Source organism: Paracoccus aeridis (genome assembly GCF_004923205.2).
GTDB classification, from domain to species: domain Bacteria; phylum Pseudomonadota; class Alphaproteobacteria; order Rhodobacterales; family Rhodobacteraceae; genus Paracoccus; species Paracoccus aeridis.
The window spans coordinates 15,310-38,614 of the sequence record NZ_SELD02000019.1 but is presented as its reverse complement, the minus strand read 5'-3'; the positions used below and the strand labels follow the sequence as shown (position 1 = coordinate 38,614).

The following is a 23,305-nucleotide window of genomic DNA, read 5'->3' as shown; positions in this document are numbered from 1 at the left end:
TTCAAGGTCAGGCGCGACAGACGACCTGCCGCCATAAACCTGCGGTTAACGCAGGGATGCTAGTCGACGCAGGTCCACGTCAACTCGAAGGCTTCCCATGGCATATGCGACGATCGATTTCCACAACCCCCACACGGGCGCGCTGAAGCAGGCGCCGGTGGGTTTCTCGTGGACAACGCTGCTCTTCGGCTTCTTTCCGGCGCTGTTCCGCGGGCATTTGATGGGGGCGCTCATCATGTTCCTGCTCGGCTTCGCCACGTTCGGCCTTTCGGGACTGGTGTTCGCGTTCATCTACAACAAGATGTACGTGAGGCATCTTCTGGGCGAAGGCTTCAAGGTCGCGCGGTCGTCGTGGGACGTGGGCCAGATCTCGCGGAAGCTGCGGATGGACCTGCCGCTGGATGAGCCGCAAGGCCTTGCGCTGGCGGCCTGACCCGGGCCGACGTGCGGCATCGTCGCCGACGCCGCCGCACATCCGAAGTCATCTGTCCGTCAGGACCGGCACGTCCGGATCGGCTGCGTCCGGGCCCGCCTTCGGCAGCAGGTCCGCGAAGTCGAACAGCGCCGGGTCGAGCAAATGCGACGGGCGCACGTTCATCAGCGCCCGGAACATCACCTGCCGGCGGCCGGGGCTGCGCGCCTCCCATTCGTCGAGCAGCCGCTTCACCTGCACCCGCTGCAGCCCTTCCTGGCTGCCGCAGAGGTCGCAGGGGATGATGGGATAGTCCATGGCGCGGGCGAACCGGTCGCAATCCGCCTCGGCCACGAACGCGAGCGGGCGCAGCACGTTCAGGTCGCCGTCCTCGTTCAAGAGCTTCGGCGGCATCGTCGCCAGCCGGCCGCCGTGGAACAGGTTCATGAAGAAGGTTTCCAGCATGTCGTCGCGGTGATGTCCCAGGACGACGGCCGAACACCCTTCCTCGCGCGCGATGCGGTACAGGTTGCCGCGGCGCAGGCGCGAACACAGCGAGCACATGGTCCCGCCGGGCGCGATCTTGTCGACGACGACCGAATAGGTGTCCTGGTACTCGATCCGGTGCGCGACGCCGCGATCCCTGAGGAACTCGGGCAGGACGGTCGCGGGGAAGCCGGGCTGGCCCTGGTCGAGGTTGCAGGCGAGCAGATCCACCGGCAGCAGCCCGCGCCACTGCAGTTCGTGCAGGACCGCAAGCAGGGTATAGCTGTCCTTGCCGCCCGACAGGCAGACCAGCCAGCGGTCGCCGGGGTTCACCATCGAATAGCTGTCGATCGCGGACCTTACCTCTCGCACCAGCCGCTTGCGCAGCTTGCGGAACTCGGTCGACGCGGGCGCGCCGCGGAACAGCGGGTGGATGTCGCCGCCCGCGTCGGGTTCGTGCCCGGCTTCCGCGCCCGCCTGCATGTTCATGCCGCGAACCGCGACACGACGAAGCTCGTCAGCGCCAGCACGACCAGCGCCGCGATGATGATGAGCGACAGCCCCAGCAGCAGGTTCCGCGGCTTGCCGGGGGGACGCTCGCGCCTGTCGCGCCGGGTGGGCCGTTCGCTCATGTCCTGTCCTTGCATGAAGGGGCGCTGCAGGCTGTTTCGTGCCCCGGCACCGGATCGTAGCCGGCGGACCCCCACGGATGGCAGCGGGCGACGCGGCGGGCGGCAAGCCAGCTTCCGCGCAGCGCCCCGTGCCGGTCCAGCGCCTCGAGCGCGTAGGCCGAGCAGGTCGGCTGGAAGCGGCAGGCGTGCCCGATCCAGGGGCTGAGGACAAGCCGGTAGGCCCGCACCGGCAGCGCGACGATCCGGGCGAGCGGGGTCATGTGCCGCGCCCCTTCTTCGGCGGCCGGTTCGGGCGGTGGTGCGGCTGCCCCTCGGGCTGCGCATGGATGCGGTCGAGCGCGGCCGCGAGGTCGGCCCGCAGGTCGGTGAAATCGCGGTTGATGGTGGCATCGGGCCGGCCGACGAGGACGTAGTCCCATCCCGCGCGCCCGCCCGCGGGCAGCAGCTCGGCCGCGAGCGCGCGCAGGCGCCGCTTGGCGCGGTTGCGGGCGACGGCGTTGCCGATCTTCCTGGAACAGGTGAAGCCCACGCGCATCGCCGGGTCCGCCGCGCCTTCGCCCGCGGCGCCGCGCTGGCGCGCCTGCAGCAGAAAGCCCGCCGTTCCCTGACGGCGGGCCGAGGCAGCCCTCAGAAAATCGGCGCGCTGGCGCAGCCGTTTGATGCGGGGCTTGCCCCCCGCGCCTTCGGCGACGACCCGACCGGGCGCGTCGCAACCAGCCGGGACCACGGGATCAGGCGGAAGCTGTGCCGCCGCCCTGTCCACGATCGCCCCGCACGCGATCAGGCCGACAGGACCTTGCGGCCCTTGGCGCGGCGCGCGTTCAGGACCCGGCGGCCGCCTTTGGTCGCCATGCGGGCACGGAAGCCGTGGCGGCGCGCGCGAACGAGGTTCGACGGCTGGAAGGTGCGTTTCATGGTCTTCACTCCGAAGTACGGGTGTGCGCGCTCGACGGCCGGACGGCCCGCGGCGCGCGCAGGTGATGCGAAGCCCGCCTGATAGAAGCGCCCCGGGCGCGAGTCAACCACCGAAAGCGCGATGGCGCCGGACCGCGGCGGCGCACATGGCCGGCGCACATGGCCAGCGCACAGGGGCGGCCGTTGGAACCCCGCACGCCTCACGGTTGTTTGATCGCGACGGGTTGCCCCGGCCGGTCGCGTCATGCAAGCGGGCGTCGAGGGTGCGCGATATCGGGAGCAGATGAACTTCAACACGCTATCAGGCCGGTTCGCCGCACTCACGATCCTGTTCGTGGTGCTGGCCGAGGCCGCGATCCTGATCCCCTCGGTCAGCAATCACCGCCGCGACTATCTCGACAGCCGGCTGGAGCGGGCGCAGATCGCCAGCCTCGCCCTGCTGGCGACCGACGAATCGATCGCGTCCGACCTGGAATCGGAACTGCTGGAAACCGCCGGGGTCTACAACGTGGTCCTGCGCCGCGACGACATCCGCAGGCTGGTGCTGTCCTCGCCCCTGCCCGCCCCCATCAACGCGACCTACGACCTGCGGGATCCGAGCTTCGTCGCCCTGACCCGCGACGCGCTGCGGCTGCTGGTCCAGCCGCAGAACCAGATCATCCGCGTGATCGGCGCCCCGGTCCTGCAGGCGGGCCAGCTGATCGAGATCACCATGGACAGCGCCCCCATGCGGGCCGAGATGATCGACTTCGGGCTGCGGCTGCTGGCGGTGTCGGCGGCGTTCTCGATCCTGACGGCGCTCCTGCTGAACCTCGCCGCGCAGCGGCTGATCGTGCAGCCGATCCGGCGCGTGATCGGGCACATGATCGCCTATGCGAACGCCCCCGACGACGCCCGCCGCATCATCGAGCCGGCCGCCAGCATGGCCGAGGTCCGCGCCGCCGAGACCGCGCTCGCCGCCATGCAGCGGACCGTGACCTCGTCCCTCAAGCAGCGCGAGCGGCTGGCGCAGCTGGGGCAGGCGGTCGCCAAGATCAGCCACGACCTGCGCAACGTCCTGTCCACCAGCCAGATCCTCGCCGACCGGCTGGAGGGCAGCGCCGACCCGGGCGTGCGGCGCACGGCGCCGAAGCTCGTGGGATCCATCTCGCGCGCGGTGAACCTGTGCGAGACGACGCTCGCCTTCGGCAAGGCCGAGGAAGCGCCTCCGCAGCTGTCGCTGTTCAACCTGTCCACGCTGGTCGGCGACGTGATCGAGGCCGAGAGGCTGGCGACCGAAAGCCGCGACTCGCGCGAGGGCGCGGGCGACAAGCCGGAGGCGGTCGAGTTCCTGACCGACCTGCCCGCGGGCCTGACGATCAGGGCCGACCGGGAGCAGCTTTACCGCGTGCTCACGAACCTTGTCCGCAACGCCCGCCAGGCGATCGAGGCGACTCGCCGCCCCGGCACGATCGAGATCGGCGCGGGCGAGAACGAGACGGGCTGGTGGCTGCGCGTGGGCGACACCGGGCCGGGCCTGCCGGAAAAGGCGCTGGCGAACCTGTTCCAGCCCTTCACCGGCGGCATCCGCAAGGGCGGCACCGGCCTTGGCCTCGCCATCGCCGCCGACCTGATGCGCGGGCACGGCGGCACGCTGGATCTGGTGCGCACCGGCGGGGACGGGACCGAGTTCTGCCTGAACCTGCCGCGCCACCCGCACGCGATCCACGGCTGACGCCCGCCCGCCCCGCTCCGGCCCGTCCTGTTCGCCCCGGCCTGGTTCGCCCGGTTTAGCGCGAAACCTGGGCACCCGCCCGAACTTTCCGCTTGCATCCCCCTGCCGGGGTCCGTAGGAACCGCCCTCACGACGGACCCGTAGCTCAGCTGGATAGAGCACCAGACTACGAATCTGGGGGTCGGGCGTTCGAATCGCTCCGGGTCCGCCATTGAACAAAGGGCTTAGGCATCGCTGCCTTGGCCCTTTTTCTTTTTCCGCCGCCCGCCCCGGAGCCTTCGACATGTCACGGCAAGCCCCCGCGCTGGGGATCGACTTCGGCACCTCGAACTCCGCCGCGGGCTTTCTCCACGACGGCAGGCCCCGGCTGATCCCGATGGCGCCGGGCCGGGCGACGTTGCCGACGACCTTCTTCTTCGACTTCGAAAGCCGCCGCACGCTGATCGGAGAGGCGGCGAACCGGGCGCTGCTGGACGGGAACGAAGGGCGGTTCATGCGCGCGCTGAAGCGGGTGCTGGGCACGTCGCTGATGCACGAGAAGCGGCAGATCCTGAACGAGCGCGTCACCTTCGTCGAGGTGATCGCGCGCTTCCTTTCCCACATCAAGGCGCGGGCCGAGGCCGAGACGGGCCTGACCTTCGAGCGCGCCCTGTCGGGCCGGCCCGTCGTCTTCCACGGCACCGGCGACGTGCGCGAGGCGCAGGCCGAGGACGACCTGCGGCGCTGCTACATGGCGGCGGGGTTCCGCGAGGTCGACTTCATGGCCGAACCCGAGGCCGCGGCGATCGCCAGCGGGGCGCTGGACGCCGCCGGGAGGGTCGGGCTGATCGTGGACGTGGGCGGCGGCACCTCGGATTTTTCGCTGTGCCGGGCGGGGGCGGGCGGGGTCGAGATCCTCGCCAGCCACGGCGTCAGGATCGGCGGGACGGACTTCGACCGGTCCATCAGCATCGACAGGGTGATGCCGCTGCTGGGCAAGGGAACCGAGCTTCGCAAGGCGATGGGGCCGGGCACGTCGCCCACGCCGAACGCGATCTTCAACGACCTCGCGACGTGGGAAAAGATCCCCTTCGTCTACACGCCCCAGAACCGCCGCATGACCGCCGACATGGTGCGGCTGGCCGAGGAGCCCGCGAAGCTTTCGCGCCTGGCCCGCGTGCTGGATGACGAACTGGCGCACGACCTCGCCTTCGCGGTCGAGCGCGGCAAGATCGCGGCGAACGGGGGCGACGAGAACCCGCGCATCCGGCTGGACCAGGTCGAGCCGGGGCTTTCGGTGCCGCTGCCCGCAGAGGCGCTGGCGGAATGCCTTGGCCGCCACGCCGACGCGCTTGCGCGCGGCGCGGCCGAGACGCTGCGGATGGCAGGCATCGCGGCGGCGGACGTGGACCAGGTGGTCTATGTCGGCGGCTCCAGTCTGATGTCGATGGTGTCGGACAGGATGCGGGCAGAGTTTCCCGCCGCGCGACATTCCTTCGCCGAGGTCTTCACCGCCGTCGCCGACGGCTTGGCCATCGCCGCCGCGCGCTGAGGCGCGCCAGGGCGCACGTCCCGCGACGCGGAGAAACCGTGGCGCTTCGGCCACGTGCGCCGGTCCTGGAACCGGCGGGGGCAACCGAACCCCTGCCTGCCGCGTTGCGCCCGCGAACCCGTGGGCCCTTCGCCGTCTGCGCGAAAGCAGGGGCCCACGACAGCACGCCGACATGCCGTCCCTACCCGCAATGCGCCGACTGCGGTGCGGATGGCCGCCCAGACCGCGCCGCGGCGCCACGAGATCATCCCACCCCTCGGCAGGAGAACGCGCATGACCGACCTTCCCGGACGCCCCAGCAGGCGGGGTTTTCTGAAGGCTTCGGCCGCGGGGGTCGCGATGGCCTTGCTGCCGCTTTCCGCCAAGGCCCAGCAGGCCGCCGCGCCCGTGCCGCTGGAACAGTACCAGCCGGTGTTCTTCACCCCCGCCGAATGGGCCTTCGTCATGGCCGCGACGGCGCGGCTGATCCCGTCCGAGGGCGACGGCCCCGGCGCGATCGAGACGCGGGTGCCCGTCTTCATCGACCTCCAGCTTGCCGGCGAGTTCGGCCAGGCCGCCGACTGGTACATGGAAGGGCCGTTCGCTCCCGCGGCCGACCCGCTGCTGGGCTGGCAGACGCCGCTGACCCCGGCCGAGGTCTATCGCCAGGCCATCCCCGTCTTCGACGCCTGGTGCGCGCAGACCTACAACGCGGCCTTCACCGCGCTGGACCCCGCCCGCCAGGACGAGGCGCTCGCCGCGCTGGAGGAAGCCGCGATGCTCGCGCCCGAGATCCGCGACTTCTTCTCGATCCTGCTCGACAACACCAAGGAAGGCTACTTCTCGGACCCGATCTACGGCGGCAACCACGGGATGCAGGCGTGGGTCTACATCGGGTTCCCGGGGGCGCGGGGGGCGTTCCTCGAATGGGTGGAACGTCATGACGTGCCCTACCCGCTGGGCCCGGTTTCCATCAGCGGCGAAAGGGCCTGAGCATGGCAAGGCAGGAACCCCGCAAGGACGTCGTGATCGTCGGCCTGGGCTGGACCGGGTCCATCTTGGGGATGGAGCTGTCGCAGGAAGGGCTGGACATCGTCGCGCTCGAGCGCGGCGCGGACCAGGACACCGTCCCCGAGTTCAAGTACCCCGACATGCTGGACGAGCTGCGCTACGGCGTGCGGCTGGGCCTGGTCCTGAAGCCCCGCAACCAGACGCTCACCATCCGCCGCGGCCCGGACGAGGTCGCGCTGCCGTTCCGCAGCTTCGGGTCGTTCCTGCCGGGCAACGGCGTAGGCGGCGCGGGCGCGCACTGGAACGGGCTGAACTGGCGCCCGCAGCCCGAGGAACTGAAGCTGCGCAGCCACGTCCGCGACAACTGGGGCGAGCAGATCATCCCCGAAGGAATGCTGCTCGGCGACTATCCGGTCAGCTACGACGAGCTCGAGCCGTTCTTCGACCGCTTCGAGCACGTCGCGGGCATTTCCGGGCAGGCCGGCAACCTCAACGGCCAAATCATTCCCGGCGGCAACCCGTTCGAAGGGCGGCGGTCGCGCGACTATCCGATGCCGGCGCTGCCGGTGACCTACGACGCCCGCAAGTTCGCCGAGGCCGCGGCCGCGATGGGCTATCATCCGTTCAAGGCGCCGTCGGGCATCGCCTCGACCGCCTACGTCAATCCCTACGGGATGCAGATGGGGCCCTGCACCTTCTGCGGCTTCTGCGAGCGCTACGGCTGCTTCCAGTATTCCAAGTCCGCGCCGCAGACGATGATCCTGGACGCGCTGCGCCGGCAACCGAACTTCAGCTACCGCACCGGGGCAGAGGTGCTGCGGGTCGAGAAGGCGCCGGACGGCAAGACCGCGACCGGCGTCACCTACTGGGACCACGCCGCCGGCGAGGAGGTGTTCCAGCCCGCCGACCTGGTGATCCTGGCGGCCTACCAGCTGTTCAACGTCCACCTGATGCTGCTGTCCGGGATCGGCCAGCCCTACGACCCGGTGACCGGCGAGGGCGTGACCGGCAAGAGCTACGCCTACCAGATGAACGGCAGCGCCACGCTGTTCTACCGCGATGAAGTGTTCAATCCCTTCGTCGGCCACGGCTCGAACGGCATGTCGATCGACGATTTCGGCATGAACCAGATCGACTTCGGGCGCGAAGGCTTCATCGGCGGCGCCTACTGGCGGTCCGGCCAGACGAACGGCCAGCCGATCCGGTCCATGCCGCTGCCGCGCGACAGCGCCGAGTGGGGGGCCGGGTGGAAGAAGGCGGTCGGCGACTGGTACGGCCACGTCATGTCGATCGGGTCGCACGGCTCGCACATGGCCTATCGCGGCAACCACCTCGATCTCGACCCGACCTACCGCGACAGGTTCGGCCGGCCGCTCATGCGGATGACGTTCAACTGGCAGGAAAACGACCTGCGGATGAACCAGTTCATGCGCGCCAGGATGGCAGAGGTCGTCGCCTTCATGAAGCCCGACCTGTCGCAGCTGTCCTTCAAGGACCTGGGCGCGCGCTACGACATCCGCCCCTACCAGACGACCCACAACACCGGCGGCCACATCATGTCCGAAAACCCGGCCGAGGGGGTGGTGAACCGCTATTCGCAGGTCTGGGGCATGCACAACGTGTTCGCCACGGGGGCGGGGAACTTCGTGCAGAACACGCAGTACAACCCGACCGGCCTTGTCGGCGGGCTGGCCTACCACACCGCCGACGCAATCCGCCGGCAGTATCTTTCCAACCCCCGCCCGCTGGTCTGAGGAGCGTCGAGATGAGGACCTTTCTCCGGATCGTCGCCCTGCTCGCCCTGACGGGCGTGATCGTCCTGCTTGCCATGATCTTCGTGCCCGTGCGGCTGACACCCGCCGTCGCGGCGCTGCCCGCCGACTGGCGCCCGGCCGAGGGCCAGGGCGAATACGTCATGCGCGCGGGCGATTGCGCGGCCTGCCACACCGCCGAGGACGGCCGGCCCTTCGCGGGCGGGCGGCCGATCGAAAGCCCGATGGGCACGATCTATTCCACCAACATCACGCCCGACCCCGACCAGGGGATCGGCCGCTACACGCTGGACCAGTTCCGGGCCGCGCTCTACGACGGCATCCGGGGCGATGGCGCGCATCTCTACCCGGCGATGCCGTATGAGAACTACCGCATGCTGACCGAAGAGGACGTGCGGGCGCTGTACGACTACTTCATGAACGAGGTGCCGCCGGTGGCCGACCCGATCCCGGCGACCGACCTCGCGTTCCCGTTCAACCAGCGCTGGGGCATCCGCGCGTGGAACTGGCTCGCGCTCAGGCACCCGGCGGGGTTCACCCCGGTCTATGGCGACGAGGTGCTGGACCGCGGCAAGTACCTGGTCGAGGCGCCCGGCCACTGCGGCGCCTGCCACAGCCCGCGCAACCTGCTGATGATGCAGGACGGGGTCACGCTGGACGGCGGCCGCTTCCTGCAGGGCGGCGCGATCGCCGGGTGGGAAGCGCCGCCGCTGTCCGGCCCCGCCTCGGCCCCGCAGCGGTGGGACATTCCCGACATGGCGCGCTATCTCGGCACGGGCCGCAACAACCACTCGACCGCGAACGGCGAGATGGGGCTGGTGGTCGAGGAATCCATGCAGCACCTGACCCCCGACGACCGCATCGCGATCGCCGCCTTCCTCAAGGGGATGCCCGGTGGCGAGGTCGTGCTGCCCGCCACCACCGAGCCGTCCGAAACCGTCGTCATCCCGCACCAGCCCGCGGGCGACGCGGGCAAGGAGACCGAGGCGCTGCTGGTGTCGGCGCCCGCCGACATGGCGATCGGCCCGCGGCTTTACGCCGACAACTGCATGGCCTGCCACTTCGCATCGGGCACCGGGGCCGCGCAGATCTTCCCCAAGCTCGCCGGCAACACGCTGGTGCAGTCGGACGAGACGATGCCGCTCATCTCGATCATCCTGAACGGGGCGCATGTTCCCTCGACCGCGCAAAGGCCGATGCAGCTGGTGATGCAGGGCTACCGCGACCGCCTGAACGACCAGGAGGTCGCGGAACTCGCGACCTTCCTGCGTTCGGCATGGGGCAACGACGCCGGGCCGATCACGACCGAGCGGGTGGCCGAGGTGCGCGCGGAAACCGCCGAGGACGCGGGCGACCCCGACGACACGGCGCGGGACTGACCGGCCCGCCGCGCTTGGGGCCTGCGCAAGCCCCAAGCCCGCCGGCACGCGATGGCAGCATGGTCGGGTGACGGACGCCGCCGGTGCTCAGCCATTCCGGGCGAGCCAGTCCGTGATTTCGGGGCGCAGGCTTGCCGCGCCGTCCTCCACCCCCGCCGCGACCAGCTTCGACAGCTCCGACAGGTCGATCCGGCGGAACAGGTGCTTGACCGGGCCGATCGACGCCGGGCGCATCGACAGCCGTCGCAGGCCCAGCGCGGCGAGGGTCGCGGCCTCGATCGGGCGGCCCGCATCCTCGCCGCAGAAGCTGAGCGGCACCCCCGCCTCGTTGCTGCGATCCACGATCTGCTTCAGCAGGAACAGGAACGACGGCGACAGCGTGTCGTAGCGGCGGCGCACCGCCTCGTTCTCGCGGTCGGCGGCGAAGAAGAACTGCTTCAGGTCGTTGCCGCCGATCGACAGGAAGTCGCAGGACTGGAAGAACGACCGCGGCGCAAAGGCGATGGACGGCGTTTCCAGCATCGCGCCCACGCGGATCTCGGTCGGCAGCTCGTGGCCGTGCATCCGCTCGCGTTCGATCTGCTCGTCGAGGATGGCGCGGGCGCGGGCGAATTCGGACGGCTCGGCCACGAACGGGAACATGATGCTGAGCGGCCGGCCCGCCCCCGCGCGCAGCAGCGCCTGCAACTGCATCCGCAGCACGCCGCGCTTGTCGAGGCCCAGCCGGATCGCGCGCCAGCCCATCGCGGGATTCGGCTCGTCCTGCGGCTTCATGTAGGGCAGCACCTTGTCCGACCCGATGTCCAGGGTGCGGAACACCACGGGCTTGCCCTTTGCGTTGTCCATCACCTTGCGGTAGAGCCGGGCGAGATCGCCGCGTTTCGGGACGCGGGTCCGGGTCAGGAACTGAAGCTCGGTCCGGAACAGGCCCACGCCTTCGGCCCCCGACCCTTCCAGCGACGGAAGGTCGGCCATCAGGCCCGCGTTCATGAACAGCTCGACCCGGGTGCCGCAGGTTGCGACGGCGGGCAGGCCCCGCAGGTCGGCGTAGCGCTTCTGCGCCTCGGCCTGCATCGCGATCTTGTCGCGGAAGGCGGCGGCGACGCTTTCTTCCGGGCGCAGGTGGACGATGCCGGTGTCGCCGTCGACGAAGATCGGATCGCCGTTCAGCGCCTCGGACGCGATCCGGCCCGCGTTGACCACCAGCGGGATCGCGAGCGAACGGGCGACGATGGCCGCGTGGCTGCCGACGCTGCCTTCGGCAAGCACCACCCCGCGCAGCTTGCGTCCATAGTCCAGAAGCTCGGCCGGGCCGATGTTGCGGGCGACGAGGATCGGGTTCTCGGGCATCTCTGCCCCGGTGTCGCGCCCCTGCCCCGTGAGGATCCGCAGAAGCCGGTTCGACAGGTCGTCGAGGTCGTGCAGCCGCTCGCGCAGGTAGGGATCGGCCGCGCGCTCCAGCCGCGCGCGGGCCTGCCCCTGTTCCTTTTCCACCGCCGCCTCGGCCGACAGGCCAAGGTCGATGTCCTCCTCCATCCGCCGCAGCCAGCTGCGCGAGTTGGCGAACATCCGGAAGGTTTCCAGCACGTCGGCATGGTCGCCCGCGCCCAGCGACAGGTCGGCCATCAGCGCGTCGAGCCGCGAGCGCAGCATCGCGACCCCTTCGTTCAGGCGGGCGCGTTCGCGCTGGGGATCGTCGCCCACCGGGTTCGTGACGACGACGCGCGGCTCGTGCAGCCAGACATGCCCTTCGGCCGAGCCCTCCTGCCCGCTGGTGCCCCGGAACACGGCGGGAAAGCGGTGCGTCGCAGGCCCGCCGTCGTTGCCGCCGGCGAAGGCGCCAAGCTCTGCCATCTCCGCCAGCACCATCGCCACGACCTCGAGGCCGTAGCATTCGTCTTCGGTGAACTGGCGCGACTGACGCGACTGCACGACCAGGACGCCCAGCTTCTCGCCCACGCGCTGGATCGGCACGCCGAGGAAGGACGGATAGACCTCCTCCCCCGTCTCGGGCATGAAGCGGAAGCCCGGCTCGGCAGGGGCGTTCGCCGTGTTGATCGGCTGGCCCATGCGGGCCACGCGCCCCACCAGCCCCTCGCCCAGCCGAAGCCGGGTGTGGTGGACGGATTCGGGGCGCAGCCCCTCGGTCGCGCACAGTTCCAGCGTCTGCGGGTCGCGGAACAGGTAGATCGAGCAGACCTCGGTCCCGATCGAATCGGCGATGTGGTGGGTGATGTTGTCGAGCCTGTCCTGGCTCGCGCCCGGCGCGGCAAGCGTGTCCCTGAGCCGCTGCAGCAGCTTGCGGGATTCGCTTTCGGCCAAGTCTCCGCTCAACTTCCCTCCCCCGCCGCCTGGCCTCGCCTTCGGCTATGGCCGATCCCGCGGATCAGGCCTGTTCAAGCTGGAAGGCATCATGCAGCGCCTGCACGGCCAGTTCCATATACCTGCGGTCGATCAGAACCGAAATCTTGATCTCGCTGGTTGCAATGACCTTGATGTTGACGTTCTCGTCGGCGAGCGCCTTGAACATGCGCGCGGCGACCCCGGCGTGCGACCGCATCCCGATCCCCACGACCGACACCTTGGCCACGTCGTCGTCCACCGCGAGCTCGTCATAAGCGATCGCGCCGCCGGCGCGCGCGTCCTCCATCGCCTTCTTGGCGCGCTCGACCTGGTTGATCGGGCAGGAGAAGGTCATGTCCGTGACCGCGCCCGGATGATCCTCGTAGTCGCGTTCCGAGATGTTCTGGACGATCATGTCCACGTTCACGCCCGCGTCCGCCAGCGGCTGGAAGATGGCGGCCGAGATGCCGGGCCGATCCTCGACCGTGACCAGCGTGATCTTGGCCTCGTCGCGGCTGTAGGCGACGCCCGAAACGACCTTGGATTCCATGATCTCGTCCTCATCGCAGACCAGCGTGCCGCTGGTTTCATCCGTGTCCTCGAACGAGGACAGCACCCGCAGGCGCACGTTGTAGCGCATCGCCAGCTCGACCGAGCGGGTCTGCAGCACCTTCGCGCCGAGCGACGCCAGCTCCAGCATCTCCTCGAACGCGATCCTGTCCAGCTTGCGCGCCTTGCGCGCGATCCGCGGGTCGGTCGTGTAGATGCCGTCCACGTCGGTATAGATGTCGCAGCGTTCCGCGTCGAAGGCGGCGGCAAAAGCGACCGCGGTGGTATCGGACCCGCCCCGGCCCAGCGTCGTCACGCGGCCGTCGGGCGCGATCCCCTGGAACCCCGCGACGACCGCGACCTTCATCCCTTCGGCGAACTTCGCATCGAGGTTGTCGCGCGGGATCGACACGAACCGGGCCGAGCCGTGCTGCGCGGTGGTGTTGATCGGGACCTGCCAGCCCTGCCAGCTGCGCGCCGGCACGCCCATTTCCTGCAGCCTGAGCGCCATGAGGCCCGCGGTGACGTTCTCGCCCGAGGCCACGACCGCGTCGTATTCGCGCGCGTCGTAAAGGCGCGAGGTGCCCTCGACCCAGCCCACGAGCTCGTTGGTCTTGCCCGACATGGCGCTGACGATGACGATGACGTCGTAGCCGCGATCGACCTCGCGCTGGACCTTGCGGGCCGCATTCGCGATGCGGTCGATGTCGGCCACCGACGTGCCGCCGAATTTCATCACCAGAAGCGGCATGAAGGCCCCTTAGTCGCCGAGGGTGGAACGCGCGGCGTCATAGGCCGGACCGGCCGGAAGGGCAAGCGGGCACCACGCGATTGCGCGGGCGCGGGGTCGCCCGTCCGGTGGACTTCAGCTGACCCGGCTGCGGGGGCGGAACGGCAGCGGCGCGACCGGGATGCCGTCCTCCAGCAGCTTGCGCGCCTCGTCGATGCGCGCCTCGCCGTGGATCGCGCGTTCCGGCCTGGTGCCTTCGTGCATCGCCCGCGCCTCGGCGGCGAAGCTCATCCCGACATAGTCCGACGTCGTCTCGACATGCCGGCGCAGCTTTTCCAGCGGCGTCATGTCCTCGGCGGCAGGGCGCAGGGTCGGCTCGCCCCGGCTCGCGACCGAAGGTGCCATAAGCGCCTTTTCCACGTCCGCGCCGCCGCAGGTCGCGCAGGTGACCTGGCCCGCCGCTTTCAGCCGGTCGAAATCGCCGGCCGACCGGAACCAGCCGTCGAAATCGTGCCCCTCGGCGCAGCGCAGCGTATAGCGGATCATGGATCGGCCTCCTTCGGGCAACATATCGTGGTCCGCCGCGTCGCGATCAAGCGCGGCGCTGCCTCGCGCGTCCCGCGAGGGCGAGGATGCGGTCGACCAGCGCCCCGGGGTCCCCTGCCCGGTCCCGCAGCACGGCGCGCGCGCGCCGGCCCATCGCCCGCGCCGCTGCCGGATCGGCCGCGAGCCGCGCCACTGCCGCGCCCAGGTCGCCGGCGCCGACCCCAAGGCTCGCGCCGGCCGCGCCGAGCGCGGCGTAGCCCTCGGCCGCGTTGCCGACATGGGGCCCGTGCAGGATGGCGCAGCCGTGGCCCGCAGGCTCCCACGGGGTGTGCCCGCCATGATCGACCAGCGACCCGCCCGTCAGGCAAAGCCCGGCGGCGTCGTACCAGCGCGCCATCTCGCCCAGCACGTCGACCAGAACGACCGCACCGTCCCGGCCGACCGCGCCCGCCGACCGCCGGGCCGCGTCGAGGCCCCGCGCCCGGATCATCGCCGCCACCTCGTCCCCGCGGCGCGGGTGGCGCGGGGCAAGGATCAGCTGCAGGTCCGGCACCCGGGCGCGCGCCTGCAGGAAGGCGTCGAGCACCAGCTCCTCCTCCCCCGCGTGGGTCGAGGCGGCGAGCCAGGTCCTGTCGCGCCGGGCCGATGCGGGCGGGACGGGGGTGGCGGCCGGGTCCAGCAGCTTCAGTTGCAACCGGGGCAGCAGCGCGCCCGGAGAAAGGCCCAGGGCGATCAGCCGCGATTCGCTTGCCCCATCCTGCGCCGACAGCGCGTCGAGCCCGCCCAGCACCGGCCCGATCAGCCCCCGCGCCCGCGACCAGCGCGCCGCCGACCGCGCCGACATCCGCGCGCCCGCCACGACCTGCGCGATCCCGCGCAACCGGGCGGCGGCGGCGCGGTTCGGCCAGATCTCGTTTTCCAGCGTCACCAGAACCGCCGGGCGATGGCGGTCGAGGAAGCGGTCCACGGCGCCCGGCAGATCGAGGGGCGCCAGCCGCGCGGGGACGCCCCACCCGGCGGCGACCGCGCGCCCCGTCACCGTGTTCGCCGTCACCACCACCGGCAGATCGCGCCCGAGCGCTTCCACGAGCGCTTCCACGATCCGGCGGCCCGAGTTCAGCTCCCCCACCGACGCGCCGTGCAGCCAGACGCCGCCCGGACGATGCGCCGGGCCCGCGTCCAGCACCATGCGCTCGCGCCAGTCCGGCCCCGCGATGCGTGCCGCGGCGCCCGCGACGGGGCCGGCGAAGGTCGTGAGCGCGCGATAGATCATGCCGCCTTTCCGAAAAGCCGATGCGCGGCGCGGACGAGGATCGTGACCGTTTTCCGGGCTTCCGGCGACGCGACATCAGGGGCTTGCCGGAAGCCTGTAAACGGGAAAGCCCGCGTCGGGTAGCAGGAAAACGCCCCCTTCCCGCGCCAACCGGCGGGCCGGGGCAGACGTGCGGAACATCAGTCGCTGCCGCGCCTCGACCGAACCAAGAGGCGCGCCGAATCGCGGCCGAACGGGGGTCCGGCACCGTCGCGGCAAGGGCGGCCCGGCAGGACGTGGCACGCGCCCGCAACCTGCCGTCGCAAGCACATCGCTGCGCGCGCGGTAAGGGACGTTGCTGCGCCGGGCCCGCCGGCGGACTTGTCGGCGCCAGTGGCGGGCCTGTCCGGGCGGGGGCTTGGCGGTCATCGGCACCCATGCAACAATGCTGGCAAGGCAGGCGGGGAAAGGGCATCCGAGAAGGTGCGCCCTCCAGGCTCCACCGGCCGCCGGAACCCTCGCGAGGGGTTTCAGTTCAGCCGGGGGAGCGTATGACCGAACTGACACTCGACCGCGCGTGGCCTTGCATCTTCACCCCGTGCGACGCGCAGAAGGTGGCGTCCATCCAGCTTGCGCCCGAAACATGGGCCGCGCGCCAGCCCCTGGTCCACGCCAGCATTCCGCTGTCGAGTTCGCTCTACCTCGAACATGGCCTGCTGGGGCGCTACCGGACCGACAGGCTCGGGCGGCGGCAGTTCCTGAGCCTGCAGATCCCGGGCGACTACGTGGATCTGCCCGCCTACATGCTGGGCCACCTGGACCATAATCTTGAAGCGATCAGCGAGGCGGTCGTGCGCCGCACGCCGCACGACGCCGTCCACATGTTGCGGCAGCAGGAACCCGACCTGTTCCAGAAGCTGTGGAAGATCTCGCTGATCGACTCCTCGATCGATCGCTACTGGACCTTCCGCGTCGGCCGCCTGGTGGGCCGGGCGCGGGTCGCCAATTTCTTCTGCGAGATGCTGCTGCGGTTCTACGCGCGGGGCCTGTGCGACTTCGACGGGTTCAGGCTGCAGGTGACGCAGGTGGACCTGGCCGAGATCTGCGGCATGACGCCGGTCCACGTGAACCGGCTGATGGCGGAACTGCGCGACGAGGGGATCTGCACCTTCTCGCAGGGGCACCTGCGAATCACGAACCTTCCCGATCTGTTCCAGACCGGGCAGTATTCCTGGGACTACCTGTATCTCGACCCCGAAACGGACCGCGAGATCCGCAAGCGCGTGACCGCCACCCGCCGCGGGCCCCTGCACAACGGACCGTCGCTGCTGAGCGCCACGAAGGGTGCGGGGCCGATCTGATCGGCGATGCCGGCGCGCGGGGACGCGCCGGGCGGCTGCGCCCTGCCCCGCGCGCGGGCGGGCGGGTGAGCGCGATGAGGATCGGCGGCAGCGTCTCAGGCTTCATCCGCCATGCGCCATTCAAGGCCCGTGAAGCCCTCGCGGAAGGCGAAGATCACCAGGTGCTTGTCGACGACATAGCGCAGGTTGATGATGGCCTTCGCGTCCTCGCCCTCGACCCGCACGACAAGCGCGCCATCCTCGGCCTTGAGGCGGACGGTCCCCGCCTCGACCGCGAAATCGGCGGTGTCCGCGTCCGAGCGGACCTCGATCTTGTGGGCGAAGTGCTTGGCGAGCTGCTGGACATATTTCGCGGCGCTCGGCGTGGGATAGCGGGCGGTCGAGATCATGGCGGTCTTTCAGTGCAGGACGCGGAGGGTGTCGTCGGAAGGCTTGGGGAAGGGTGAGCCAAGCTGGTCGTGCCAGTGGTGGTGCAGGACCAGCGGGCGGTCGTCGTGGCGCGAGACCTCGATCGGCGTGTCGTAGAGCGCCGACAGCACCGGCTCGGTCAGCACGGTTTCGGGCGCGCCTTCGGCCACGATGCGGCCGTCCTTCATGGCGATGATGTGGTCGGCCCAGGCGGCGGCATAGTTCACCTCGTGCACGACGGTCAGGACGCTGCGGCCGCGGGCGCCCACCAGATCGGCCAGCCGCGCCATCAGCGTGCGGGAATGGGCCATGTCGAGGTTGTTCAGGGGCTCGTCGAGCAGCAGCCAGTCGGTCCCCTGGGCGAAGGTCATCGCCAGATGCGCGCGCTGCGCCTGCCCGCCCGAGATCTCGTCGAGGAAGCGGTGGCGGAGCGGCGTCAGCCCGAACGCGTCCAGCGCCTGCTCGACCGCCTCGCGGTCGGCGGCGCGGGGGCGGCCGTGGTGGTGCGGCCAGCGGCCGAAGCCCACCAGCTCGGCCACCCGCAACCGGCTGGCGACGTGGGTCTGCTGGCCCATGACGGCCATCGCCAGCGCCAGCCGCTCGGTCCCGGTCGTGGCGAGGTCCAGCCCGTCGATCTCGATCCGGCCGGCCTGCAGCGGCTCCAGCCGGGCGACCAGCCGCAGCAGCGTGGACTTGCCGGCGCCGTTCGGGCCGATCAGCGCAATCAGCTTGCCGCGCGGCAGGGTCAGGTCGATGTCATGCAGGATCGGCGTGGCGCCGATCCGATGGGTCAGCCCGTTGATGCGGATCATCGGACACGTCCTTTCAGCAGAAGGAACAGGAAGAACAGGCCGCCCGCGAACTCGACGACGACCGAAAGCGTGGCGGCCTGGCCCATCAGGCGCTCGAACAAGGTCTGGCCGGCAACCAGGACCACCGCGCCGATCAGCCCGGCGGCGGGCAGCAGCACCGCATGGCGGGCCGAAGGCGCGAGCCCGTGCGCCAGCCCCGCGACCAGCAGGCCGAAGAACGCGACCGGCCCCACCAGCGCGGTCGAGACCGAGACCAGCATCCCCACCAGCCCGAGCGTCACCAGCACCAGCCGGTCGAAGCGCAGGCCCAGCGACACCGCGGCCTCGCGCCCCAGCGCCACGACGTCGAGACGCGGCGCAAGCCACATCGCGCCCGCCATGCACAGCGCGGCGATCCCGCCCGCGACGGGCAGCAGGGCGGCGTCGATGCTGCCGAAGCTGGCGAAGCTGACGCTCTGCACCACCGCGAACGCGTTGGGGTCCATGATCCGGGCGAGGAAGGTCGACAGCGAACGGAACAGCACGCCGAGGATCACCCCGGTCAGGATGGTGCGCGGGATGTCCTTCGCCCCCCGCCCCACCAGCGTGCCGAACAGCATGGCCGCCAGCAGCGACATGGCGGCGACACTGGCCAGGAACCTGGCGGCGTTCGGCAGGGCGGCGAAGCCCGCGACCCCCAGCGAGGCGACCAGCCCGGTCTGCAGCAGCACGTAGAGCGCATCGAAGCCCATGATCGACGGCGTGAGCACCCGGTTCGCGGCCACCGTCTGGAACAGCACCGTGGCGATGCCCACGGCTGCGCCGACGACGACCAGCCCCGCCAGCTTGGTGCCGCGCAGCTGCAGGATGAAGGCGCGGTTGCCGCCGCCGATCCCCTGGAACATCCAAACCAGCGACGAGGCCGCGAGCAGCGCCAGAAGCGCCGCGATCAGGGTGGCGGCGGGCCTATCCATGCGCGCTATCCATGCGAGACGGGCCGGTAGAGAAGCCACAGGAAGATCACCGATCCGGCGATGCCCAGGATCGTGCCGACCGGGATCTCGTAGGGATGGCGCACGATCCGGCCGAGCAGGTCGCAGGCCAGCAGCAGCCCCGCGCCGCCCGCCGCGACGACGGGGATCGAGGCGCGCAGGTTGTCGCCCATGATCCGGGCGACGATGTTCGGCACCACCAGCCCGACGAAGGGGATCATGCCGACCGTCGTCACCACCAGCGCCGAGACGACCGAGACGACGACCATCCCCAGCCGCATCACCCCGCGCGTGGACAGGCCGAGGCCGATCGCCACCCCGTCGCCCAGCGACAGGATGGCGAAGCGGTCCGCCGCGAACCACGCAAGCCCCGCCGCCGCCCCTGCGATCCACAGCAGTTCATAGCGGCCCGCGATCACGCCCGAGAACTCGCCCGACCCCAGCCAGGTGCCCACGAACTGCAGCAGGTCCGCCTCCCACGCGATCCAGGTCACGACGCTGCCGATGATGCCCGACAGGACCAGCCCTGCGATCGGGACCAGCATCACCTCGCGCACCGGCAGGCGGCGGACGATGGCGAGGAAAAGCGCCGTGCCCGCCATCGCCGCAAGGCTGGCCGCGACCATCTTGATCCAGATCGGCGCGGCGGGGGCCAGCAGCGTGATGCCCAGAAGCCCGAGCGCCGCGCTTTCCCCCGTGCCCGCCGTGTCGGGCCCGACGAAGCGGTTGCGCACCAGGCTCTGGATCACGGTGCCCGCGACGGCCAGCGCCGCGCCCGTCAGCAGCACCGCGAGCGTCCGCGGCAGCCGCGATTCCATCAGCACGAGGGTCGTCCACCCGCCGCCGGCCGCAAGGTCGATGCGCGCGGCGCCGGTGCCAAGGCTCGCCAGCACCAGCAGCGCCAGCGCCAGCCCGGCGGCGAGAGGACGGGCGTTCATCCCGCGAGTGCTGCGGCCAGCACGTCCAGCGTCTCGGTCAGCGCGGTGTAACCGCCGGGCGCGAGATAGACGTTGCCGGCCGGCAGGTAGACGACGTGGCCGTTCTTCCAGGCGTTGGTCTGCCGCACCAGCTCGTTGTCCAGCGTGGCCTGGGCCGAAGGCTCGTCCGCCCCGATCGCCGCGCCGCGGTCCAGCACGAACAGCCAGTCGGGGTTGGTCTCGGCGATGAATTCGTGGCTGATGGCGTCGCCGTGGCTGGCGTCCTTGTCCAGCGGCCCGCCCGCCTGCGGCAGCCCGGTTACGTCATAGATCCAGCCGAAGCGCGAGCCGGCGCCATAGGCCGACATCTTCGGCCCGTTGGTCAGGACGACCAGCGCCGTGCCCTTGTCCCGGCCCGCATCCGCCAGCGCAGCCAGCTTCCCGTCGACCTCGGCGATCAGCGCCTGACCCTCGGTCTCCTTCCCGAACAGGGCGGCCAGCGCCGCCAGCCGGGCCTTTGCGTCGTCGATCAGGTCGGCGCCGTCCACGGTCATGTCGATGGCGGGCGCGACCTGCGCCACGGCGTCCTTCTTTGCCGCAGAGCGGTTGGCGACCACGATCAGGTCGGGGCCAAGCGCGGCCAGCCCCTCGAGGTTCGGCTCCTGCAGTGTGCCGACGGGGGCGGCGGTGCCGGCGAGTGGCTGCAGGTAGTCGAGGTACAGCTTGTCGGGCACCCCCGCGGGCGTCACCCCCAGGGCCACCATCGTGTCGACCACGCTCAGGTCGAGAGCGGCCACCTTGGCGGGCGCGCCGGGCAGGGAAACGGAACCCTGCGCCGTCTCGACCGTCACGTCGGCAAGGGCGGGGAAGGCCATCAGGGTGGCGAATCCGGCAGACAAGATCATGCGCATGGGGCGAGTCCTTTCCTGAGCAAGAGCGTCAAGCATTCTCCGCTCCGGTTATGAAGTCTGACAACATGAGTCAACTATAACGAACGTCGCAGTTTCAAGAGGCGGAGAATATCTTTGTATACTCCGCTGCGCCCGCCCCGAAGATCCTGCCCGCCGGGGCTGTCGCGCATGACGGTGACGCTGGTCTACCATGCGCGCCCAGAGGAGGTGCTGATCACCGTCGGCTCGCAGAATGCGCTTTTCCTGGCGATCGGCATCCTCGCCAAGCCGGACCGGCTGGCCGTGATCGAGGAGCCGGGATATCCGGATTTCGTGGAAACGCTCCGCCGCTCGGACGCGCCCTGGCGGTGCGTTCCCGTGGACAGGGACGGCCTGGACCCGGCGAAGCTGCCGGATCGGACCCGGCTCGTGGTTGCCACGCCCAGCCACAACATTCCGACCGGCGCGACCATGCCGCTGCAACGGCGGATGGACCTGCTGGCCCGCGCGGAGGTCGATGATTTCCTGATCATCGAGGATGATTACGATTACGAGATGTCCTATCTCGCGCCGCCGCTTCCCGCGCTCAAGTCCCTCGACCGGCAGGGCCGCGTGATCTACCTGGGCAGCTTCTCGAAGTCGCTGTTTCCGGGCCTGCGCATCGGCTACCTGGTGGCAGGCGAGCCAATGATCGCCGCGGCCCGCGACGCCCGCGCGATCATGCTGCGCCACCCGCCCACGCATCTGCAGCGGACCACGGCCCATTTCCTCGCGCTGGGTCACTACGATGCCCATGTCGTGCGGCTTCGCGAGGAGATGCAGAGACGGCGCATCGAGATGATGGATGCGCTCGGCAGGACCGAGTTTCGCATTGCCGGAACCGCGCGCGATGGCGGCGCCAGCGTCTGGCTGTCCGGCCCTGACGAGATCGACAGCATGGATCTTGCCGAACACGGCCGGCGCCGCGGCGTCCTGATCGAGCCGGGCGCGGTGTTCTTCGAGACGCCGCCGCGGCCATGCCCGTTCTTCCGCCTGGGATACGGCTCGATTCCGTCGGACAAGATCCGCCCGGGAATCGAGCAGCTGCAGAAGGCCTGCGACGAGCTGCGGTAGCCGGCGCAGCCGGCGCGTCAGCGCCCCAGGATGCGGCGCAGGTCGGATGCCCCGGGCTGTTCCCCGAAGACCAGCTGGCTTTCGATGTGCCGCAGATGCCGCTCGATCAGTTCACGCGCCATCGTCCCGTCGCGCTTCCTGATCGCCGTGGCGATGGCGGCGTGCTCGTCGTCCTCGCACAGGATGTGGTTCGAACCTGCGAAGAACCCGATGATGAGAGAGCTGCGCATGATGAGTTCGCGCAGGAAGTCGGACAGGACGTCGTTGCCGCTGATCCGCGCGACCACCATGTGGAACTCGCCCGACAGGCCGATCGCCCGCGCCCGATCCCCGCTGGTGCGGGCCGCGGCTTCCGCCCCGACCGCCTCCTCCAGTTCGGCGATGTCGTGATCGGTGGCGTGAAGCGCGGCATTGCGGGCCAGCGTCTTCTCGATCGCCCGGCGCGCCTGGAACACGTTGCGCGCCTCCTGCTCGGCGGGCACGCGCACGAAGGCGCCACGGTTGCGCTTCAGCTCGACCGTCTTGCGCGCGGCCAGGACCACCAGAGCGCGGCGAACATCGGACCGGCTGCAACCGTAGATATCGCAAAGCTCGGGCTCGCTCAGCTTGGTCCCGGCCCTGAGCCGCTGTTCGAGGATCGCGCTGGTCACGCCATCCACGATCCGGTTTTCCGCACAATCCGTCATGGGAGCGATCGACAGTCTGTCCTGCATGGCCACCGACAAGGGGGGCGCGCGAACCTATGCCGGGCCGTGGCGGGGCACAAGAACGAAGATCGTGACGGTCCTTCAATGAATCGTTGACATTCCGGGCCCGAACTAGCGACGATCCGCGACGAACCAGATCGGAGACCGCCATGAAGATCCTGCTCGTCAACCCCAACGCGACTGCCTCGATGACCGACAAGATCGCGGCCAGCGCGCGCCGGGTCGCCGGGCCGGACGTCGAGATCGTCGCGCGGACCGGCGAGGGATCGCCCGCCAGCATCGAGGGCCACCATGACGAGGCGATGTCTGTGCCTGCGCTCCTGCGCCACGTGCGCGAGGGCGAGCGCGAGGGCGTGGCCGGGGTGGTCGTCGCCTGCTTCGACGATCCCGGCATCGGGGCCTGCCGCGAACTGGCCAGCGGTCCGGTGATCGGCATCGCCGAAGCGGCGATGAAGGCGGCGACCATGCTGGCGACCAGCTTTTCGGTGGTGACCACGCTGCCGCGCTCGGTCCCGGTGATCGAGGAACTGGCCCGCCGCTATGGCGTGGACCACCAGTGCCGCAAGGTCCGCTCGGCCAGCATCCCGGTGCTTGCGCTCGAGGAGGAGGGATCGGGCGCGAAGGAAAAGGTCCGCGACGAGATCCTGCGCGCCATCCGCGAGGACAATTGCGAGGCCATCGTGCTGGGCTGCGCCGGAATGGCCGACCTGACCGACTGGCTCAGCCGCGAAACCGGCGTGCCGGTGATCGACGGGGTTACCGTGGCGGTCAAGTTCGTCGAGGGGCTGGCCGCGGTCGGCCTGGGGACCAGCAAGTTCTGCGCCTATGCGCAGCCGAACGAGAAGTGACGCAAACGCGCGACATCCGAAAACGGG

24 protein-coding genes and 1 tRNA gene are annotated in these 23,305 nt (G+C 70.3%); 10 read left to right on the top strand and 15 right to left on the bottom strand.

Annotation, left to right across the window (positions count from 1 at the left end; all coding sequences use genetic code 11):
• Positions 1–97: 97 nt before the first annotated feature.
• Entirely contained in the window at positions 98–433 is a 336-nt protein-coding gene (locus tag ELI80_RS09200; RefSeq protein ID WP_136650984.1) for a hypothetical protein, read from the top strand.
• A 48-nt stretch (positions 434–481) separates the two neighbouring features.
• Here the strand turns inward: ELI80_RS09200 and ttcA are convergent, their stop codons facing one another.
• Genes ttcA through rpmH form a run of 5 tightly spaced genes read right to left on the bottom strand, consistent with a single transcriptional unit; the run spans position 482 to position 2,445 of the window.
• Entirely contained in the window at positions 482–1,381 is a 900-nt protein-coding gene (gene ttcA / locus ELI80_RS09195; RefSeq protein WP_136651006.1) for a tRNA 2-thiocytidine(32) synthetase TtcA, read from the bottom strand.
• A 2-nt stretch (positions 1,382–1,383) separates the two neighbouring features.
• On the bottom strand, positions 1,384–1,530 hold the full coding sequence (locus ELI80_RS16050; protein ID WP_161596446.1) for a hypothetical protein: 147 nt from the start codon (positions 1,528–1,530) through the stop codon (positions 1,384–1,386).
• The gene (gene yidD, locus ELI80_RS09190; protein ID WP_136650983.1) at positions 1,527–1,790 is read right to left on the bottom strand and encodes a membrane protein insertion efficiency factor YidD; all 264 of its coding nucleotides are present in this window, start codon (positions 1,788–1,790) and stop codon (positions 1,527–1,529) included. The genes ELI80_RS16050 and yidD overlap by 4 nt, the downstream gene beginning before the upstream one ends.
• Positions 1,787–2,257, bottom strand: coding sequence for a ribonuclease P protein component (rnpA, locus tag ELI80_RS09185; RefSeq protein ID WP_136651005.1), 471 nt, complete (start codon positions 2,255–2,257; stop codon positions 1,787–1,789). Before rnpA ends, yidD begins: the two co-directional genes overlap by 4 nt.
• Positions 2,258–2,310: 53 nt before the next feature.
• Entirely contained in the window at positions 2,311–2,445 is a 135-nt protein-coding gene (gene rpmH / locus ELI80_RS09180; RefSeq protein ID WP_073061402.1) for a 50S ribosomal protein L34, read from the bottom strand.
• 283 nt (positions 2,446–2,728) lie between these two features.
• On the opposite strand from rpmH, the gene ELI80_RS09175 reads away from it, so the two are divergent.
• The 6 genes from ELI80_RS09175 to ELI80_RS09150 all read left to right on the top strand — a co-directional run bounded on the left by ELI80_RS09175 (position 2,729) and on the right by ELI80_RS09150 (position 9,831).
• Positions 2,729–4,159: a sensor histidine kinase gene (locus tag ELI80_RS09175; RefSeq protein WP_136650982.1), complete on the top strand. Its 1,431-nt coding sequence runs from the start codon at positions 2,729–2,731 to the stop codon at positions 4,157–4,159.
• Positions 4,160–4,293: 134 nt separating this feature from the next.
• A tRNA-Arg gene (locus ELI80_RS09170) sits at positions 4,294–4,370 on the top strand.
• A gap of 72 nt (positions 4,371–4,442) precedes the next feature.
• Positions 4,443–5,690 (top strand): Hsp70 family protein, encoded by a 1,248-nt coding sequence (locus tag ELI80_RS09165; protein WP_136650981.1) that lies wholly within the window; start codon positions 4,443–4,445, stop codon positions 5,688–5,690.
• Between the two features lie 273 nt (positions 5,691–5,963).
• Positions 5,964–6,662 (top strand): gluconate 2-dehydrogenase subunit 3 family protein, encoded by a 699-nt coding sequence (locus ELI80_RS09160; protein ID WP_136650980.1) that lies wholly within the window; start codon positions 5,964–5,966, stop codon positions 6,660–6,662.
• A 2-nt stretch (positions 6,663–6,664) separates the two neighbouring features.
• Positions 6,665–8,434, top strand: a complete 1,770-nt coding sequence (locus tag ELI80_RS09155) for a GMC family oxidoreductase (protein ID WP_136650979.1) — start codon at positions 6,665–6,667, stop codon at positions 8,432–8,434.
• A gap of 11 nt (positions 8,435–8,445) precedes the next feature.
• Positions 8,446–9,831: a cytochrome c gene (locus ELI80_RS09150; protein WP_136650978.1), complete on the top strand. Its 1,386-nt coding sequence runs from the start codon at positions 8,446–8,448 to the stop codon at positions 9,829–9,831.
• Positions 9,832–9,918: 87 nt separating this feature from the next.
• On the opposite strand, the gene ptsP is transcribed toward ELI80_RS09150, so the two are convergent.
• The 4 genes from ptsP to ELI80_RS09130 all read right to left on the bottom strand — a co-directional run bounded on the left by ptsP (position 9,919) and on the right by ELI80_RS09130 (position 15,272).
• On the bottom strand, positions 9,919–12,165 hold the full coding sequence (gene ptsP, locus ELI80_RS09145) for a phosphoenolpyruvate--protein phosphotransferase (protein WP_136650977.1): 2,247 nt from the start codon (positions 12,163–12,165) through the stop codon (positions 9,919–9,921).
• A gap of 52 nt (positions 12,166–12,217) precedes the next feature.
• Positions 12,218–13,474 carry an aspartate kinase gene (locus ELI80_RS09140; protein WP_136650976.1) on the bottom strand — a complete coding sequence of 419 codons (1,257 nt, stop codon included), beginning with the start codon at positions 13,472–13,474 and terminating at the stop codon, positions 12,218–12,220.
• A 114-nt stretch (positions 13,475–13,588) separates the two neighbouring features.
• On the bottom strand, positions 13,589–13,999 hold the full coding sequence (locus ELI80_RS09135) for a DUF1178 family protein (protein ID WP_136650975.1): 411 nt from the start codon (positions 13,997–13,999) through the stop codon (positions 13,589–13,591).
• 46 nt (positions 14,000–14,045) lie between these two features.
• Positions 14,046–15,272, bottom strand: coding sequence for a 3-deoxy-D-manno-octulosonic acid transferase (locus ELI80_RS09130; RefSeq protein ID WP_136650974.1), 1,227 nt, complete (start codon positions 15,270–15,272; stop codon positions 14,046–14,048).
• Positions 15,273–15,802: 530 nt separating this feature from the next.
• Here ELI80_RS09130 and ELI80_RS16045 point away from each other — a divergent pair.
• The gene (locus ELI80_RS16045) at positions 15,803–16,612 is read left to right on the top strand and encodes a Crp/Fnr family transcriptional regulator (protein WP_161596445.1); all 810 of its coding nucleotides are present in this window, start codon (positions 15,803–15,805) and stop codon (positions 16,610–16,612) included.
• Positions 16,613–16,707: 95 nt separating this feature from the next.
• On the opposite strand, the gene ELI80_RS09120 is transcribed toward ELI80_RS16045, so the two are convergent.
• From ELI80_RS09120 to ELI80_RS09100, 5 genes are read right to left on the bottom strand one after another with little or no spacing between them, the layout of a single operon-like run.
• The gene (locus tag ELI80_RS09120; protein ID WP_136650972.1) at positions 16,708–17,001 is read right to left on the bottom strand and encodes a DUF2218 domain-containing protein; all 294 of its coding nucleotides are present in this window, start codon (positions 16,999–17,001) and stop codon (positions 16,708–16,710) included.
• A 9-nt stretch (positions 17,002–17,010) separates the two neighbouring features.
• Positions 17,011–17,832: an iron ABC transporter ATP-binding protein gene (locus tag ELI80_RS09115; RefSeq protein ID WP_136650971.1), complete on the bottom strand. Its 822-nt coding sequence runs from the start codon at positions 17,830–17,832 to the stop codon at positions 17,011–17,013.
• Positions 17,829–18,785, bottom strand: coding sequence for an iron chelate uptake ABC transporter family permease subunit (locus ELI80_RS09110; RefSeq protein WP_136650970.1), 957 nt, complete (start codon positions 18,783–18,785; stop codon positions 17,829–17,831). The genes ELI80_RS09115 and ELI80_RS09110 overlap by 4 nt, the downstream gene beginning before the upstream one ends.
• Before the next feature lie 5 nt (positions 18,786–18,790).
• Positions 18,791–19,741: an ABC transporter permease gene (locus tag ELI80_RS09105; protein WP_136650969.1), complete on the bottom strand. Its 951-nt coding sequence runs from the start codon at positions 19,739–19,741 to the stop codon at positions 18,791–18,793.
• Positions 19,738–20,631: a siderophore ABC transporter substrate-binding protein gene (locus ELI80_RS09100; protein WP_236641409.1), complete on the bottom strand. Its 894-nt coding sequence runs from the start codon at positions 20,629–20,631 to the stop codon at positions 19,738–19,740. The genes ELI80_RS09105 and ELI80_RS09100 overlap by 4 nt, the downstream gene beginning before the upstream one ends.
• 168 nt (positions 20,632–20,799) lie before the next feature.
• Here ELI80_RS09100 and ELI80_RS09095 point away from each other — a divergent pair, with 168 nt between their 5' ends.
• On the top strand, positions 20,800–21,723 hold the full coding sequence (locus tag ELI80_RS09095) for an aminotransferase-like domain-containing protein (protein WP_136650968.1): 924 nt from the start codon (positions 20,800–20,802) through the stop codon (positions 21,721–21,723).
• 17 nt (positions 21,724–21,740) lie between these two features.
• Here ELI80_RS09095 and ELI80_RS09090 read toward each other — a convergent pair whose 3' ends face one another.
• Positions 21,741–22,436 (bottom strand): GntR family transcriptional regulator, encoded by a 696-nt coding sequence (locus ELI80_RS09090; RefSeq protein ID WP_236641408.1) that lies wholly within the window; start codon positions 22,434–22,436, stop codon positions 21,741–21,743.
• 143 nt (positions 22,437–22,579) lie between these two features.
• On the opposite strand from ELI80_RS09090, the gene ELI80_RS09085 reads away from it, so the two are divergent.
• Complete coding sequence (locus ELI80_RS09085; protein ID WP_136650967.1) at positions 22,580–23,278, top strand: aspartate/glutamate racemase family protein; 699 nt, start codon at positions 22,580–22,582, stop codon at positions 23,276–23,278.
• The last annotated feature ends 27 nt before the right edge of the window (positions 23,279–23,305 follow it).